The sequence below is a fragment of the Aestuariispira ectoiniformans genome, from assembly GCF_025136295.1.
GTDB classification, from domain to species: Bacteria; Pseudomonadota; Alphaproteobacteria; order UBA8366; family Aestuariispiraceae; genus Aestuariispira_A; species Aestuariispira_A ectoiniformans.
The window spans coordinates 1,086,411-1,103,174 of record NZ_CP062788.1 but is presented as its reverse complement, the minus strand read 5'-3'; the positions used below and the strand labels follow the sequence as shown (position 1 = coordinate 1,103,174).

Genomic DNA, 16,764 nt, shown 5'->3' with positions numbered 1-16,764 from the left:
AATCCTCCCCGGCGTCTTAGTGGGCCACGGCCGCGGCCGCACCTTCGTCGACCAGCGCACCGCTGTTGAAACGTTCCATGGTGAAGGGTGCTGCAATCGGGTGCAGTTCACCATTCGCCAGGCTGTGGGCGAAGACGTTGCCGGAACCCGGCGTGCATTTGAAGCCACCCGTACCCCAGCCACAGTTGAACATCAGGTTTTCAACCGGGGTCTTGGTGATGACCGGCGACCGGTCGACGGTCACATCCACGATCCCGCCCCACTGACGCATCATGCGCAGACGCGAGGTGAAGGGGAACAGCTCCACCATCGGCGTGATGATGTGGTCGATCATGTCAAAGCTGCCGCGCTGGGAATAGGAGACAAAGTTGTCAGACCCTGCGCCCACGACCAATTCGCCCTTGTCGGACTGGCTGATATAAACGTGAACCGCACCGGACATGATCACCGTATCAATGCAGGGCTTCAGCGGCTCAGAGACCATCGCCTGCAGCGGGAAGCTTTCGATCGGCAGACGGAAACCGGCCATTTCAGCCATCACCCCGGAATGACCGGCGGTGACGACGCCGACGCGTTTTTTTGCGCCGATAAAGCCGCGCGTGGTTTCCACGCCCAGGCATTTGCCGTTTTCGATCCGGAAGCCGGTGACTTCGCAGTTCTGGATGATGTCCACACCCATGTTGTCGGCGCCACGGGCATAGCCCCAGGCAACAGCATCATGGCGGGCCGTACCGCCGCGCGGCTGCAACAGCGCGCCCAGGACCGGATAGCGGCAGTTGATATTCATCAGCGGCACCATTTCCTTCACCTGGGCCGGCGTCAGGAACTTGCTGTCGATGCCGTTGAGGTGAATGGCGTTGCCGCGACGACCGATTTCCTGCAGGTCGTGGACGTTATGGGCCAGATGCAGCAGGCCGCGCTGGGAGAACATGACGTTGTAGTTCAGGTCCTGGCTCAGGCCTTCCCACAATTTCATTGCATGTTCGTAAATGCCTGCGGATTCGTCCCACAAATAGTTCGACCGTACAATCGTGGTGTTACGGCCGGTATTACCGCCGCCAAGCCACCCCTTCTCGATCACGGCAACATTGGTGATGCCGCATTCTTTTGCCAGATAATAGGCGGTCGCCAGACCATGACCGCCACCGCCGACGATAATGACATCGTAAGACGGCTTCGGGTCCGGGCTGCGCCAGGCCTTTTGCCATTTCTCGTGGTAGCTCATCGCGTTCCGCATGAGCGAGAAGATCGAATATTTGTTCATGCCCATCCCCGTCCGGCCTGCAGAGTTGCCGGTCAAAGAAACTCAAAAGTCACCGCAGCACCTGATGCGCCACGATGTATTCCCTATAAATCCGCGACCTTTCCAAAGGCAGGTTCGGCCCGGATCCTAGCAGTCAGGTTTACAAAAAACTGCAACAGAACATCCATGAACCAGCGACAGCTATAAACAAAGCTGCGACATTCCGACATCACCATTCCTGCGAATTAGGCCCTCAAAACCCGGAATTCCGGGCATTACACTTAAAAGCCCTTGTTATTCCTAGGCGACATTTTTTTGGTAAAATCTACGCTATTAAGGGAATTTTTATTTCGCAGAGGTGAAAATATTGCTGCTATATATTCGTTTGCGCCATAGAAATGGTAGTTTCGCGACATGGCGCAGAAAATTATAACGAAAAGGACGTGAATCGAATTGACAACCATCCCCCTTCCCGACTAAGGGGCGCAACTAGATAAATTGCGGCATGGGGATAAACAAAAAAGCCCAAAGCCGAACAGGGAAAAACCCTGGCATGGATCGCATCATCGCCACAGAAGGCGTTGGAATAGGGAATTGCAAAGATGTCCGATCAACCCATGTTCAAATCTGCGGGAGACGCTTCCGTCGATCATGTCACGCTACTTTTGATTCCCAATTTTTCCATGCTGGCCTTTACCAGCGTTGTCGAGCCGATGCGCCTGGCGAATATGATCGCGGGCAAGACACTCTATAAATGGTCGGTCATCAGCCGCGACGGCGAACCGGTTCCCGCCTCCAACGGCATCAATGTCGCTGTATCTGCCGCAGCAACGGATGTGGAGCGGCCACAAAACGTCATCGTCTGCTCCGGCATAGATGCGCATATCTATCAGGACGCACTGACGTTCGGCTGGCTACGGCGCTGGGCGCGTGAAGGCAGCCATGTGGGGGCGGTCTGCACGGGCGCGCATATCCTGGCGCATGCAGGTCTTTTGAACGGTTACCGCTGCACTATCCATTGGGCCAACCTGGACAGCTTTGTCGAGGAATTCCCCGATATCGACGTGCGCGCAGAACTTTACGAAGTCGACCGCGACCGTTTCACCTGTGCAGGCGGGATCGCAGCCCTGGACATGATGCTGAACGAGATCACACGCAAGCACGGCCCCGACCTGGCCGCGGCGGTATCCGAACAGTTCATGCATGAACGTATCCGCGAGGGCCATGACGACCAGCGTCTGCCGCTGCAGGCGCGCCTGCGCGTTTCCCATCCGAAGTTGATCAAGGCGATCGCGGAGATGGAGCGCAACACCGAAGAGGCGCTCAGCCGTGACGAAATCGCCCGACGCGTAGGCCTCAGCCGCCGCCAGCTCGAACGTCTGTTCCGTCGCTATCTGTCGACCAGCCCGGCGCGCTATTATCTGAAACTGCGTCTGAACCGGGCCCGCACACTGTTGACCCAGACCACCATGCCGGTAACAGAAGTTGCCTTTGCCAGTGGCTTTACCTCTGCCTCGCATTTCTCCAAATGCTATCGCGACATGTTCGGACGCACCCCGCGCGCCGAACGCCGTGGCGTGGATATTGTGGAAGAGGAAGAGGCCGACGTCGGCACAGAGGAAGAAGTTTAGGCCCAAACCAAAGCAGCCGCGTCTTACGCGGCTGCGGACCTGGACCCTATTCCGACTTCCAGCGCTTCAAACCAGTCGAGAAAACGTTTCACATCGTCGCCGCGAAACATCGCGCCGTGCTGTGGCGCAAGCGTCTGGATGTCCAGTTTACGTACGCGGGCAATCCAGTCATTCTTTGCGTCATTCGAGGGCATCCACCGTTGGTGAAACCCCTTCATCAGGGCGGTATGGGAATCAAAATCGGACACATACATCGGCGCATCCGCAGGCATCAGCGCCGCACCGACATCCCCGCTCATCAGAAGGCGTGCCTCTGGGTCGTAGAAATGAAAATTCCCTGAGGAATGCAGGTAATGCGCAGGCAGGAATACAAACTCCCGACCGCCGACCTTCAGGCTTTGCCCTTCATCCGGCAAGGCAACATAATCTATTGAATTACAACCGTAATGCCGAATGAACCCCTCCCAAATCCTGGGTGCGTAGAGACTGGCGGACGGTAGGGTCCGATCCCAGAGACCAAGAGAGGAAATAATGTCCGGATCCTGGTGGGAGGCGAATATATGGCGAATCTGGTCAAGGGGGGCATAATTGACGACCGATGCCAGCATGGTCGAAAATATCTCGATCCCGCCGGGGTCGAGCAACACAGCCTCATTCCCGACCTTCACCATATACTGGTTGGTATCAATGATACGGTCGGCTTTATGGCTGTCCCTGCCAAACACCAGCCACTGGCAACCATCCTTCGAATAAATAACCTCGGCTTTCATCATCCAGTTCCTATTGTGAGGCGGTGAGCAGTTGTTTGCGGCAGTCCGTCACCCGCGTGCGTATCAGACGGGCAGCCGTTTCCAGGTTGGCAGCAACGTCGAGAAAATGCTTTTCACAACTGCCGCCACAGACTGCGGCCTCAATCCGTGCCGTCGCGGAAACAACACGCGCCGCCCGCATTTTCTGATCAATACTGCCCAATAAGTCCGCCAGATGATCAATCTTTTCGGCCAGTGCCCCCTGTTGGTTTCGCACGTCCGTTTCCAAAGCATCGAGGCTGGGCAGGACCGACTGTCCGAAAGGGGCCTGCTCAATGTCCGGCAACCGCACCGAGATTTGCCGCATCACATCCCGAAGCCGCATTTCCTGCAAAGACTGATGCGCCAGATGCAAGGCCGCCTCGTTGATGTCGGATACGACGGCGATGGTCTCCTTGGCCAACAACGACATATAGTCGGTAATCGGCTTGAAGGTACGCATTTCCAGGCCGCCACGGGCAACCAGAGCCTTGGCGTTCATTGCCTCCAACGAAATCTTGCGGGCCTCCAGCAGAATTTCATTAAGCCGGGCGGCCAATGTCACCGCCAGGACGTAAAAATCCTGTTTCACCGCAGCATTGAGTTCCATACCGGTTGCCTCTCCAATAGCAGTCACCGGAATGGAAGCTAGGGGCAATCCCCCTTGCGGCCATTGATATTTGTCAAATCAATTGAAAGATATTTTATACAAATTCAACACACCTGCTCCGGGCAGCTATTCTGCGGCCATCGGCTTGGCCACACCGGGCGCGGGCGCCATATTCGACATATGGGTTGTACAGATCACGCGAAGGAGCGAGGTGAAATTGCCGACTTCGCCGCGCAGTTCCACAACCTCATCATAGAGGGTCGAGAGAAAAAGCGGAGTGCTCATTCCCTGCGAGGCCGCAATTTCATCCAGAATGTCCCAGAATTTCGCCTCCAGACAGATACTGGTGACAACGCCACTGATGCGAAGCGATCGCGTTGTCTTCTCGAACAATGCCGGATCGGTGCTGGCAAAGACGTAACACATGGCCTTCCCCCTGAGTGATTTGGGCCGGGGCAGCCTATCATCCGCCCCGGCCCAAGCCAATTCCTTCTATACCGGAGCCTGCGTCAGAGCAGGATCGACACACCCAGGCGCGCCACGAACTGACCGATCCAGGCCGGATGCGCTGGCCATGCGGGTGCGGTAACCAGATGACCATCCGTCACCGCAGCGTCGATGGCGATATCGGCATAATCGGCCCCGGCCAAACGCACCTCGGCCGCGCAGGCCGGGTAGGCAGAGACCTGACGTCCGCGGATCACGTCCGCCGCCGCCAGGAGCTGTGCCCCGTGGCAGATGGCGGCAATCGGCTTTTCCGCCGCATCAAAGGCCTTCACCAGCGCCAGCACCGCATCATTCATCCGCAGATATTCCGGGGCGCGGCCACCGGGAATGACCAAGGCATCGTAATCCTCTGCCTTCACATCGGCAAAGGTGGCGTTCAACGCAAAATTATGACCGGGCTTTTCGGTATAGGTCTGATGGCCCTCAAAGTCGTGAATGGCGGTCGCCACGCTGTCACCAGCCACCTTGTCAGGGCAAACCGCATCAACCTGCAGCCCCATCGCCTGAAGCGCCTGAAACGGCACCATGGTCTCATAGTCCTCGGTAAAATCACCGACGATCATCAAAATCCGTTTGCTCATGGCCGATCTCTCCCATGTTGATGAGTTTTCGCCCAGCATAGGATCAACCGGCAGCGCCTGGGTAATAACGGGTTACTACACCGCTCTCACAAGGATCACCGAAGATATTTATGGTAAATCCGGGCATACTCACCGGACTTGTGCAAATGATCCAGTGCCGCCTGCCAACGTGCAATGACCGCATCCGGAATATCCTTCGAACAGGCAATGTCGAGAGACACATCCACCACTGAAACTTCAGTGGGCACCAGCGCATCGGATGCCTCCCCCATATTGCGGAGATAATAGGCCAGTCCCAATCGGGTGAAATTGGCAAGCAGGTCCACCTTGCCCCGTAAAACGCTTCGAATCTGATCCCTGTTCTTCAGCGCCGCCACATAGTTCTTCAGCCCCTGCGCTTCCAACCTGGACCGCACCATACCGCCGTATGCGATCATGATAGAGTTCACAGAGCGAATGTCCTTCATATCGACAAAACGGCGGCTGTCGCCTTTTCGTTTATAGAAATAGATGGCGTCGCGGTCCAGGGGACCGATCCATTTGTATTTCGTCTCCCGCTGTGGTGTGCGGAAATAGGTGAAAGCCATGATATTCGGCATATTGTCCAACGTGCCGGTCGCCCGCGTACCCGGATAGATCCGGATATCATGTTCTTCGCCAAGGTTCGCCATCATGGCGCGGATGATGTCCGTCGAAAACCCCGTCGCCTCACCATCCTGACTATAGTTGTAGGGCGGCCATTCCTCTGTGACAAAGATCAGGTCATGTTTACCTTCCGCCGCCAATACCTGTCCGGATATCAGGCAGAAAACTGCGATGAAGGTTAGCCGTAATACCATGACCTGCTCCCAGCCATCCAACGTGAATTATACCACGCAATAGATAGAAATCTTACGGCCCCCTTATTATGGCCTGTGTGACAGCGCCACCTACAGTTCTCCGACACAATCCCCTTCACAAACGACAGGCGTGACAAAAAGAAAGGGCGGCATCCGAAGATGCCGCCCTTCCCTAAACCGTATGACCGGTTGGGCTTACATCATGCCGCCCATGCCGCCCATGCCGCCCATGTCCGGCATTGCCGGGCCAGCACCCTTCGGTTCCGGCTTGTCAGCGACCATAGCTTCGGTCGTGATCAGCAGGCCGGCAACGGAGGATGCGTCCTGCAGAGCAGTACGGACAACCTTAACCGGGTCGATGACACCGGCTTTGACCAGGTCTTCGTAAACACCGGTCTGAGCGTTGAAGCCGAAGTGAGCTTCTGCGTTTTCCAGCAGCTTGCCGGCAACAACCGCACCGTCAACACCGGCGTTTTCAGCGATCTGGCGGACCGGAGCCTGCAGAGCGCGGCGAACGATGTCGATGCCGACTTTCTGGTCGTCGTTGGCAACTTTGCCGACAACGGAGTCCAGCGAAGCGATTGCTTTCAGCAGAGCGGTACCACCACCAGCAACGATGCCTTCTTCAACCGCAGCGCGGGTTGCGTTCATGGCGTCGTCAACGCGGTCTTTACGCTCTTTCACTTCAATCTCGGTTGCACCACCGACGCGGATAACGGCAACACCGCCAGCCAGTTTGGCCAGACGTTCCTGCAGTTTTTCACGGTCGTAGTCGGAGGTAGCCTGATCAGCCTGGCTGCGGATCTGGGAGCAACGAGCCTGGATTTCGTCGGCGGAACCCGCACCATCAACGATGGTGGTTTCTTCCTTGGAGATTTCCACGCGTTTTGCGGTACCCAGCATGTCCAGGGTGACGTTTTCCAGCTTGATGCCGACGTCTTCGCTAATGACCTGACCGCCGGTCAGGATTGCGATGTCTTCCAGCATGGCTTTACGACGGTCACCGAAGCCCGGAGCCTTGACAGCAGCGATTTTCAGACCGCCGCGCAGCTTGTTGACAACGAGGGTTGCCAGGGCTTCGCCTTCAATGTCTTCAGCGATGATCAGCAGCGGCTTGCCGCTTTGTACAGCAGCTTCCAGGATCGGCAGCATCGGCTGCAGGCTGGTCAGCTTTTTCTCATGCAGCAGGATGAACGGATCTTCCAGAACTGCTTTCATCTTTTCGCTGTCGGTGACGAAATACGGGGAGAGATAGCCACGGTCGAACTGCATGCCTTCAACGACGTCCAGTTCGGTTTCCAGGGACTTGGCTTCCTCGACGGTGATAACACCTTCGTTGCCGACTTTCTCCATGGCTTTAGCCAGCATTTCGCCAACTTCACGGTCGCCGTTGGCGGAGATGGTGCCAACCTGTGCGATTTCTTCGCCGGAGGAAATCTTCTTGGCCTGGCCTTTCAGCTCAGCAACAACGGCTTCAACAGCCAGGTCGATGCCGCGCTTCAGGTCCATCGGGTTCAGGCCGGCAGCAACTGCTTTTGCGCCTTCCCTGACGATGGACTGAGCCAGAACCGTTGCCGTCGTGGTGCCGTCACCAGCAACGTCGTTGGTTTTGGAAGCAACTTCGCGCACCATCTGCGCGCCCATGTTCTGGAACTTGTCTTCCAGTTCGATTTCCTTGGCAACGGAAACGCCGTCCTTGGTGATGCGCGGAGCGCCGAAGGACTTGTCGAGGACCACGTTACGGCCTTTCGGGCCGAGGGTCACTTTAACCGCATTTGCCAGTATGTCGACGCCTTCCAGCATCTTCGTGCGGGCATCGGTCGAAAATTTTACATCTTTGGCCATTATATTACCCCTTTAGAATAGGCAGTAGTTACAGCGTAAACCGGAAGCTGGATTAGCCTTCCAGAACACCCAGGATGTCGCTTTCTTTCATGATCAACAGATCTTCGCCGTTGACCTTGACTTCGGTGCCGGACCATTTGCCGAACAGCACTTTGTCGCCAGCTTTGACATCCAACGGCAGAACTTCGCCGCTATCAGCACGAGTGCCGTTGCCAGCAGCGATGATTTCGCCCTGCATCGGTTTTTCTTTAGCAGTATCCGGAAGAATAATGCCGCCAGCCGTTTTCTCGTCCTCTTCTACGCGACGAACCAGAACACGGTCATGCAAAGGCCTGAAGTTCATCAGATAACCTCCTCAATGAGACAAAGGTTTATTTTTATGGTTTTGGCACTCCAGAACAACGAGTGCCAGCACCCCTAACGCATCCGGATTTAAGCCAGTGCAATGCAGATTTCAAGAGGGGGGTATGCATTTTTGTTAGCACTCGACCATATCGGCTGCTAATTCTTTGTTTTTATTAATTATTTTTTTAGGGGGCCGTGCTAGGCTAGAGATACCAACCCACCGACACAAGGAAGATTTGAAAGAAAAATCAAAGTGTTAATAGTATCGGAGGACCTATATGAGCACACAGGATCGTAGCGCCCTTGAGTTGCAAATGAAGGGATATCGACTGGCAACTGCCGAATTCCTCTATCACATGCCCGATCATCCGGGACTTCTGCAAAGCTTCATCTGGCAATGTTACGACATTGCGCCCGATTTTCCTGAAATCCACAAATTCATCACCTTCTGGCAAGACAACCTGGATGGGCCGCTCCATTCGGTGCGTGTCGGCCAGACCGAGATCATAACGCCCGGCGACGCCCGCTTTGCGGACGCGCTTTATACGTTACATTAGCAATCCCCTGCCGGATTTGACCGGCATGCCAATCCCGTGCATATAAACCGGGGGCGCTGATAACCGGCAAAGACAGGGCAGTAGCGATGGACGACGATTTTCTGGATCCGCTATCCGGCAGTTGCATCTGCCTGACCTTCCGCCGTACCGCCCATCTGACCACCCAATTCTACGACCAGATGCTTGCACCCGCCGGGGTGACGATCCGGCAATATTCAATGCTGGTCATTATCTCGGAACATGATCACCTCTCAATCAAGGAAGCGGCCGTACTGTTCAAACTGGACCGCACCACACTCAGCCGGAACCTGAAGCCGCTGGAACGGGAGGGCTGGATTGAAATCCAGACCGGAGAAGACCGCCGCAGCCGTCAGATCATCCTCACGGGAAAAGGACGGTCGACCGTCATGAAGGCGACGCCGATGTGGCAGGAGGCCCAAAAGAGAATGCTGGCGGTGCTGGGGCAGGAGAACTGGCAGGAAATCCGCCAGACCCTCGACCGCGCCAACACCGCACTCGCCTTCAGTCTGAGCGAACTTTTCTAGGCCTTCGTGAAGATCAATGACGCATTCACCCCGCCAAAGCCAAAAGCATTGGACATAACGGCCCCAAGATCTTTTTCACGCCCCGTTCTCGGCACGAAGTCCAGATGAGCAAACTCTTCGTCCGGATTGTCCAGATTTGCAGTCGGCGGCAGAAAGCCATGGCGCAGGGCCAGCAGACTGAACACAGCCTCAACGGCACCGGCCGCCCCCAGCAGATGCCCGGTCATGGATTTTGTGGAGGAAATGGCAAGCTCCCTGGCCCTGCCGAACACGGTTTGCACACCATTCAGCTCCGCCTTGTCGCCGACACCGGTAGAGGTGCTATGCGCATTGAGATAGCCGATATCCGCCGCCGACAATCCTGACTGCGTCAGGGCTGCCTGCATGGCCCGGGCGCCACCGTCGCCATCTTCCGACGGGGCCGTCATATGATAGGCGTCGGCGGTTTCGCCATACCCCGCCAGACGTGCCAGAATGGTCGCCCCGCGCGCTTCGGCCTGTTCACGGGATTCCAGCACGACGATCCCCGCCCCTTCGCCCATGACAAACCCGGCCCGGTCCCGGTCAAAGGGCCGTGAGGCCTGTTCAGGCACATCCGTAAATTTAGTGCAGATCGCCTTGGCGGCTGCAAAGCCGGACAGGCTTAGCCAGTCAATGCAGGCCTCCGAGCCACCAGCAACCATGCAGTCCGCCTCACCATGGGCAATCAGCCGCGCTGCGCCGCCAATCGCCTGGGCCCCCGCAGCACAGGCAGTAACCGGCGTGTGAAGCGGTCCTTTCAGACCATAGCGGATCGACACCTGCCCCGCGGCCAGATTAGCCAGAAAGGACGGGATCAGGAAGGGGGAGACCCGCTTGCCCTGCATTCGACTGCGTTCCGCCTCCATAATCGCCGGAAACCCGCCGATGCCGGAGGCGATAGCCGTCCCGGCGCGAAGCTTCATGGCATCACTCAAATCCGACAGGCCGGCCTGTCGGACTGCTTCTTTTGCGGCCACCAGCGCAAACTGGATGAAACGGTCCATCTTGCGTCGGTCCTTTGCGGGTGCAGCCTCTTCCGGATCGAAGGCATTGGCCGCATCCCCCTCCGGTACGCGCGCGGCAATCTTGACCGGACAATCCTCAGACCAGTCCGTATCCAATCGCGAAACAACGGACCGTCCCTCGCGCAGCCCCTGCCAAGCGGCCTGCCGCCCAACGCCAAAAGGCGTTACCAGGCCCATTCCCGTGACTACGACTTCCCGCATATCCAACTCCTGCTATCATTAACGTGCATATACACTTTATTAAGTGCATATGCACACAATGTGTCGAAAGCAAGACAAATTTGAGTTTGTTTACGAAACAGAAGCAGACCACAACTTTACCTGAGGATTATTTAGTTTCTGAAAACATTAAACAGGGCGAACAAAGGGTTTTGGCCGCGCCCGGGTCTTGGCTACACTTTCAGGATGATCGGTATCCCAAAACAGTCAGACATCCCGCCACGCCTGCTTTGTGATGAAATGCTGGCGCGCCTTGCACGCTGGCTGCGGGCGGCAGGTCACGACACGCTGTTGGAAGAAGACGGGCACAGCGACCATCATCTGGTCGAACAGGCAGTAAGGGAGGGCCGCGTCATCATCACCCGCGACCGGGAAATGACCCAGCGCCGTGCCATTCAGGGCCGCGTGGTTCTGTTGGACAGCGACCGCCTGGAGGACCAGGTCAAAACCCTGACGGACCAACTGGGGCTGGACTGGTGCCTGGCCCCCTTCAGCCGCTGCATGGTGGACAACACGCCGGTGCGCCCTGCCACCCCGTCGGAGATTGCCCGGCTGCCCTGGCAAAAACCCGGCGTGCACGCCCCTTTCACCGTTTGCCCGACATGCGGCCGCCTGTTCTGGAACGGTGGCCATACGCGGCGCATGCTTTCCAAACTGCAAGAATGGGCGTCTCGCAGGCCAGATAAATAGCCCGGCGATCATAAATATCGGCGCACTTCAATTAATCTGTTACATTGCCCCCGTATTCTCAGCTTTCAGTATAAATAGAAGAGAAACAGGGGGAGGCCACAATGGCACTATCGAAGACGCAGGAACAATTTGTCCTGCATTGGGGCGAGGCTGGCGGACATTGGGGGATGAGCAAATCCGTCGCCCAGGTTCATGCATTGCTGCTGCTCAGTGATGAACCGGTCCATGCGGATTATCTGGTTGAGACCTTGGGCATCGCCCGGTCCAACGTCAGCACCAGCCTGAAAGAACTGCAGGCCTGGGGCCTGATCGAACGCGTTTCCAAACTGGGTGACCGGCGGGACCATTTCACCGCGATCAAGGATAGCTGGGAAATGATGAGCCGCATCATGGCGGAACGTAAAAAACGCGCCTTCGATCCCACCCTTGAGATGCTGCGAAAGCTGGCCGATGAGAGCACGTCCGGAAAGAAGGGAAACAGCAACGGTGCAGAAGTCCTGCAGGACTTGCTGGGCCTCTATGAAACCCTGGATGAATGGCAGCAGTCCTTGGGCGACCTTTCGGAAAAATCCGTCACCAAACTTCTGAACAAGGCGAGCAAGAAGGCCGCCAAACAGGAAGCCGAGGTCTAAGGGACGGGTCTCTCCGCCCCTTTTTGCCCCTGACCTACGCCCCCTGCGAAAGCGGGGCGAACCCGTAATGGTTCGCATAGGCATTTTCCACGGTGGGAATGATATCAATCACCTGGAAATAGTGGTCCCAGAATTTGGTCTCCCGCAAATTTTCCACTACGGACTGATAGCGATCCAGATTCTCGGTCTCCCAGACCGCGATGTCGGAACATCCGGCATGGAAGGCCTCCGCCTCCATGAAGCGCATACGGACATCGGCGTGTTGCTCCAAAATCGGGCGCAGGTTTTCTTCGCCAAATTCAAACCGTTGTTGCGGTGTCAGCGCGAGCCAGTTGGTGGTTGCCCGTAGATGCATGAAGATTGTGTAAGTCGTCATTCCCAATCTCTCCTTTCACGCTGAACCCCTTGCTCAGCCTTACTGACGACAATAATATGAGCCATTACTCACATCTCATACTCGCATTGGAGGCCCGCTGGCTCATGACCATATCCGGTGACCTGAAGCCCCGGAAACTGCCCCGTCAGGAACGCTCCGCCGCAACGGTGGAGGCCATCCTGATTGCGGGTGCTCAGATTTTGGAACGGGACGGCCTCGCCGGATATACCACCAATGCCGTGGCCGAACGCGCCGGGGTCAGCATCGGCTCCCTATATCAGTATTTTCCCAACAAACAGGCCCTGACCGTTGCCCTGCTACAACGGTCGGCGCATGAGCTGGAGGCGCGGCTCACTCACAGGTTGGAAGAGATCGAAGGCTCACCTTTTGAAGAAGGACTCAGGGCGTTGATCGAGGCAGGCGTGGAGCACCAGTTGGCCAGACCTGCGCTGGAACGCATTTTGGATTACGAGGAACGCAACCTGCCTCTGGGAGAACCGTCCTGGGACGACGACAGGTCCGCCCGCGAGATCGTGAAACGCTTCCTGGCAACACATTTCCCGTCACTTGCAATGAACGAGTTGGACATCGTCGCGGCAGACATCCAGGGCATTGCAAGGACACTGATTGATCTGGCGGCGGAACGGGAGGAGACAGACCGCGATGCCATTGCCGACCGCGTAACCCAAAGCATTCTGGGCTATTTACGCTGCCAGAAAAGTGAACCTGCTAAAGACTGAGCCAACCCAAAGCGACCATAAGCGGCACCGGAAATGTGGCCAACAAGCAGGTCAGCACATACCAGGCAAACCGATACCCGCCGCTCACCCCACAAAACACCGAGATTCCGCCACCGCCCCCCAAGACAGAATTGCCCGGCGTATTCAACAAAATCGCCAATAACAGATAACGATATTTCAGCAACCGCACCCGATCCATCCAAAGCAGTACCCTGTCGATCCGGCCGTTCACACCGTCCCCGCGGGAAGGTTTCGGCCAATCCCGCAACAAAGGCACCCACCGCCCGAACAGATAGCCCAGAACCAGTCCGGCGTTGGTCGCCAGATAGACGGCAAGACACCCCGGCCACCCGAAAAGCAACATAATCGCCAGCCCCAGTTCCAGACCGGGCACGAAAGGAACTGCAATCAATAACGCATAGCCAAGCCCCAGGACAGCAAGGCTCCCCACCCCCATGTCCAGCTCCAGGGCAGTCAACAGGGAACGCGCCTCCATCTCTTGTACGAAGGCCAATTGATAGGCCGTAACGATCAACGCAGTCCAAAGCAGCAACAGACCCCACCCACGGAGATTACGTGGGTAAAGACTGGTTATAGCCAAAAAAGCGAGCACGAGAACCAGGACCGACAAGACCTGAACGGAAAGAAGTTGCCATACGGGCAGCTGGCCGCCCAGTTGCTCATGCAAAACAGTCAGCAGACTGTGGGAGAGGACCAACAGAGCCAGCCCAGCCGAACAGACAGCCAGTTTCCGGAAACGCGTCATCACCGGTCCCTCGTATCGCCACCGGTTTCATTGCCCATCATATCATGAATTGGCTTACAAAAACCCCCGGCGCACCGCACCGGGGGTTTGTTGTCGAGATCAGATGCCGGACTTAGGCTGCTTCGGCCCGTACCGCGACACCGTTGATGGAAAGCTCTCCTTCCGCCACGGAGACATGGACAGCTTCGCTATCCTTGACCTTGCCTTCCAGGATCAGGGAGGCCAGCGGGTTCTGCAGATGTTTCTGGATGACCCGCTTCAGCGGGCGAGCCCCATAAACCGGGTCATAGCCACGATTGGCCAGCCAGGTCATGGCATCATCGTCCAGATCAAGGCTGATCTTGCGATCTTCCAGCAGCTTCTTCAGATGCTTAAGCTGGATTTCGACGATACCCGCCATGTTGTCGCGGCTGAGGCGACGGAACAGCAGGATTTCGTCCAGCCGGTTCAAGAATTCCGGACGGAAATGGGAACGCACCACATCCATTACCTGCGGACGGACGGCTTCCACATCCTCCCCTTCGGCCTGATTGGCCAGGAATTCCGCCCCCATATTGGAGGTCATGATGATGAGCACATTCTTGAAGTCGATTGTCCGGCCCTGACCATCGGTCAGGCGGCCATCATCAAGGACCTGCAACAGCACATTGAACACATCCGGATGGGCCTTTTCGATTTCGTCGAACAACACCACCTGATAGGGCCGGCGACGAACCGCCTCGGTCAGTGCACCGCCCTCGTCATAGCCGACATAGCCCGGAGGCGCGCCGATCAGACGGGCAACGGAATGCTTCTCCATATATTCCGACATATCGATCCGGACCATGGCCTGATCGTCATCGAAAAGGAACTCCGCCAGCGCCTTGGTCAACTCCGTCTTACCGACACCGGTGGGGCCCAAGAACAGGAAGGAACCAATCGGCCGGTTCGGGTCCTGCAGGCCCGCACGCGCACGACGCACGGCGTTGGACACCGCGACCACGGCCTCGTCCTGACCGACCACACGACGGCCGATATTCTTTTCCATCTCCAGCAGTTTTTCCCGCTCGCCTTCCAGCATCTTGTCGACCGGCACACCGGTCCAACGGGAGACGACGGCAGCAACATCCTCATCCTTGACTTCCTCACGGATGATCGCCTGATCGCCAGCCTGCTCTGCTTCGCCCAGGCGTTTTTCCAGATCGGGAATAATGCCATAGGCAAGTTCACCGGCCCGTTCGAACTGACCGCCGCGCTGTGCCTTTTCCAGTTCCAGACGGGCCGCATCCAGTTTTTCCTTCAGGTCCTGTGCGGAATGCAGCTTGTCCTTTTCCGCCTGCCATTTGATGGTCAGCTCGGCGGATTTGCTTTCAAGCTCTGCCAGTTCCTTTTCCAGTTTTTTCAACCGGTCCTGGGAGGCCTCGTCCTTCTCTTTCTTGAGCGCCTCACGCTCGATCTTCAACTGGACAATCCGGCGATCCAGCTCGTCGATATCTTCGGGTTTGGAATCCACTTCCATACGCAGACGGCTGGCGGCTTCATCCACCAGGTCGATTGCCTTGTCCGGCAGGAAACGGTCAGTGATATAGCGGTTGGACAGGGTCGCCGCCGACACAATTGCCCCGTCGGTGATACGGATACCGTGATGCAGCTCGTATTTCTCCTTCAGGCCGCGCAGGATGGAAATGGTGTCTTCCACCGTCGGCTCTGCAATGAAGACCGGCTGGAAACGCCGCGCCAGCGCCGCATCCTTTTCAATATGCTTGCGATATTCGTCCAGTGTGGTGGCACCCACGCAATGCAGTTCCCCACGCGCAAGCGCAGGTTTCAGCATATTGGATGCGTCCATGGACCCTTCGGCAGCACCGGCACCAACCAGCGTATGCAATTCATCAATGAAACAGATGATCTGACCGGCAGCCGCGGCGATTTCCTCCAGAACGGCCTTCAGGCGCTCCTCAAACTCACCGCGGAATTTTGACCCGGCCACCATGGCGCCCAGGTCCAGGCTCATCAGCTTTTTATCCCGCAGGGTCTCCGGCACGTCGCCATTGACGATCCGCAGGGCCAACCCTTCGATAATCGCGGTTTTACCGACACCCGGCTCACCGATCAGAACGGGGTTGTTCTTGGTCCGGCGTGAAAGCACCTGAATGGTCCGGCGGATTTCCTCGTCCCGGCCGATCACCGGGTCCAGTTTGCCATCGCGCGCCGCCTGGGTCAGGTCGCGGGCATATTTCTTCAGGGCGTCATATTTGTCTTCCGCGCTGGCGCTGTCTGCCGTACGCCCCTGACGCAATTCATTGATCGCGGAATTGAGGGACTGCGGCGTAACACCGGCTTCTTTCAGGATTTTCGCAGCCGGGCTGCCCTCACTCAGGGCCAAAGCCAGCAGTAACCGTTCCGCCGTGACAAAGCTGTCACCAGCCTTTTCAGCGATTTCCTCCGCCTTATCAAAGGCCTTGGCGAGAGACGCATCCAGATGCACCTGCCCCGCGCCCGATCCCTGTACCTTGGGCATTTTGTCCAAGGCCAGTTCGGTCGCATCCAGGGCCTGTTTCGGGTTACCGCCCGCAGCCTTGATAACGCCTGCGGCCAACCCTTCCTGGTCGTCCAGCAAGATTTTAAGGAGATGTTCGGTGGTCAGCCGCTGATGGTCGCTACGAAGCGCCAAGCCCTGGGCGGACTGAATGAATCCACGGCTGCGGTCCGTGTATTTGTCGAAATTCATGCTCATCCTCTTTCTGTCTCCCTGACTAATAGGCAAGACCATGAGAGTTTAAGTTTACGCGTTTTTGCAGACCCTCAATAGGCATCTACATCAA

The 16,764-nt window shown here is 56.9% G+C and carries 18 protein-coding genes; 6 read left to right on the top strand and 12 right to left on the bottom strand.

Features of this window, described 5'->3' with window-relative positions:
- Window positions 1–16: 16 nt before the first annotated feature.
- The gene (locus IF205_RS05445; protein WP_259782277.1) at window positions 17–1,264 is read right to left on the bottom strand and encodes a sarcosine oxidase subunit beta family protein; all 1,248 of its coding nucleotides are present in this window, start codon (window positions 1,262–1,264) and stop codon (window positions 17–19) included.
- Between the two features lie 581 nt (window positions 1,265–1,845).
- Here IF205_RS05445 and IF205_RS05440 point away from each other — a divergent pair.
- Window positions 1,846–2,874: a GlxA family transcriptional regulator gene (locus tag IF205_RS05440; RefSeq protein ID WP_259782276.1), complete on the top strand. Its 1,029-nt coding sequence runs from the start codon at window positions 1,846–1,848 to the stop codon at window positions 2,872–2,874.
- A gap of 23 nt (window positions 2,875–2,897) precedes the next feature.
- Here the strand turns inward: IF205_RS05440 and IF205_RS05435 are convergent, their stop codons facing one another.
- The 7 genes from IF205_RS05435 to groES form a co-directional block, all read right to left on the bottom strand.
- Entirely contained in the window at window positions 2,898–3,647 is a 750-nt protein-coding gene (locus tag IF205_RS05435) for an oxygen-binding di-iron domain-containing protein (RefSeq protein WP_259782275.1), read from the bottom strand.
- Window positions 3,648–3,654: 7 nt separating this feature from the next.
- Window positions 3,655–4,272 carry a hypothetical protein gene (locus tag IF205_RS05430; protein ID WP_259782274.1) on the bottom strand — a complete coding sequence of 206 codons (618 nt, stop codon included), beginning with the start codon at window positions 4,270–4,272 and terminating at the stop codon, window positions 3,655–3,657.
- Between the two features lie 126 nt (window positions 4,273–4,398).
- On the bottom strand, window positions 4,399–4,698 hold the full coding sequence (locus tag IF205_RS05425; RefSeq protein WP_259782273.1) for a ribbon-helix-helix domain-containing protein: 300 nt from the start codon (window positions 4,696–4,698) through the stop codon (window positions 4,399–4,401).
- 83 nt (window positions 4,699–4,781) lie between these two features.
- Window positions 4,782–5,360: a DJ-1/PfpI family protein gene (locus IF205_RS05420; protein WP_259782272.1), complete on the bottom strand. Its 579-nt coding sequence runs from the start codon at window positions 5,358–5,360 to the stop codon at window positions 4,782–4,784.
- A 95-nt stretch (window positions 5,361–5,455) separates the two neighbouring features.
- Window positions 5,456–6,199, bottom strand: a complete 744-nt coding sequence (locus IF205_RS05415) for a substrate-binding periplasmic protein (protein WP_259782271.1) — start codon at window positions 6,197–6,199, stop codon at window positions 5,456–5,458.
- Window positions 6,200–6,394: 195 nt separating this feature from the next.
- Complete coding sequence (groL, locus tag IF205_RS05410) at window positions 6,395–8,047, bottom strand: chaperonin GroEL (protein WP_311195748.1); 1,653 nt, start codon at window positions 8,045–8,047, stop codon at window positions 6,395–6,397.
- A 49-nt stretch (window positions 8,048–8,096) separates the two neighbouring features.
- Entirely contained in the window at window positions 8,097–8,387 is a 291-nt protein-coding gene (gene groES, locus IF205_RS05405; protein ID WP_259782269.1) for a co-chaperone GroES, read from the bottom strand.
- Window positions 8,388–8,667: 280 nt separating this feature from the next.
- Between groES and IF205_RS05400 the strand changes: the two genes are divergently transcribed.
- Window positions 8,668–8,946: an usg protein gene (locus IF205_RS05400; RefSeq protein WP_259782268.1), complete on the top strand. Its 279-nt coding sequence runs from the start codon at window positions 8,668–8,670 to the stop codon at window positions 8,944–8,946.
- A gap of 86 nt (window positions 8,947–9,032) precedes the next feature.
- On the top strand, window positions 9,033–9,491 hold the full coding sequence (locus IF205_RS05395) for a MarR family winged helix-turn-helix transcriptional regulator (RefSeq protein WP_259782267.1): 459 nt from the start codon (window positions 9,033–9,035) through the stop codon (window positions 9,489–9,491).
- Here the strand turns inward: IF205_RS05395 and fabF are convergent.
- A complete protein-coding gene (fabF, locus tag IF205_RS05390) occupies window positions 9,488–10,738 on the bottom strand; it encodes a beta-ketoacyl-ACP synthase II (RefSeq protein ID WP_259782266.1) in 1,251 nt (416 codons plus the stop codon). The genes IF205_RS05395 and fabF overlap by 4 nt on opposite strands.
- A 204-nt stretch (window positions 10,739–10,942) precedes the next feature.
- On the opposite strand from fabF, the gene IF205_RS05385 reads away from it, so the two are divergent.
- Both IF205_RS05385 and IF205_RS05380 read left to right on the top strand, forming a co-directional pair.
- Entirely contained in the window at window positions 10,943–11,446 is a 504-nt protein-coding gene (locus IF205_RS05385; RefSeq protein ID WP_259782265.1) for a Mut7-C RNAse domain-containing protein, read from the top strand.
- A gap of 101 nt (window positions 11,447–11,547) precedes the next feature.
- Window positions 11,548–12,078, top strand: a complete 531-nt coding sequence (locus tag IF205_RS05380; protein ID WP_259782264.1) for a GbsR/MarR family transcriptional regulator — start codon at window positions 11,548–11,550, stop codon at window positions 12,076–12,078.
- A 34-nt stretch (window positions 12,079–12,112) separates the two neighbouring features.
- Here the strand turns inward: IF205_RS05380 and IF205_RS05375 are convergent, their stop codons facing one another.
- Window positions 12,113–12,454: a darcynin family protein gene (locus IF205_RS05375; protein ID WP_259782263.1), complete on the bottom strand. Its 342-nt coding sequence runs from the start codon at window positions 12,452–12,454 to the stop codon at window positions 12,113–12,115.
- Between the two features lie 56 nt (window positions 12,455–12,510).
- Here IF205_RS05375 and IF205_RS05370 point away from each other — a divergent pair, with 56 nt between their 5' ends.
- Complete coding sequence (locus IF205_RS05370) at window positions 12,511–13,194, top strand: TetR/AcrR family transcriptional regulator (RefSeq protein ID WP_259782262.1); 684 nt, start codon at window positions 12,511–12,513, stop codon at window positions 13,192–13,194.
- Here IF205_RS05370 and IF205_RS05365 read toward each other — a convergent pair.
- Window positions 13,184–13,960: a hypothetical protein gene (locus IF205_RS05365; protein ID WP_259782261.1), complete on the bottom strand. Its 777-nt coding sequence runs from the start codon at window positions 13,958–13,960 to the stop codon at window positions 13,184–13,186. The genes IF205_RS05370 and IF205_RS05365 overlap by 11 nt on opposite strands.
- A 112-nt stretch (window positions 13,961–14,072) precedes the next feature.
- Window positions 14,073–16,670, bottom strand: coding sequence for an ATP-dependent chaperone ClpB (gene clpB, locus IF205_RS05360; RefSeq protein ID WP_259783243.1), 2,598 nt, complete (start codon window positions 16,668–16,670; stop codon window positions 14,073–14,075).
- Between the last annotated feature and the right edge of the window lie 94 nt (window positions 16,671–16,764).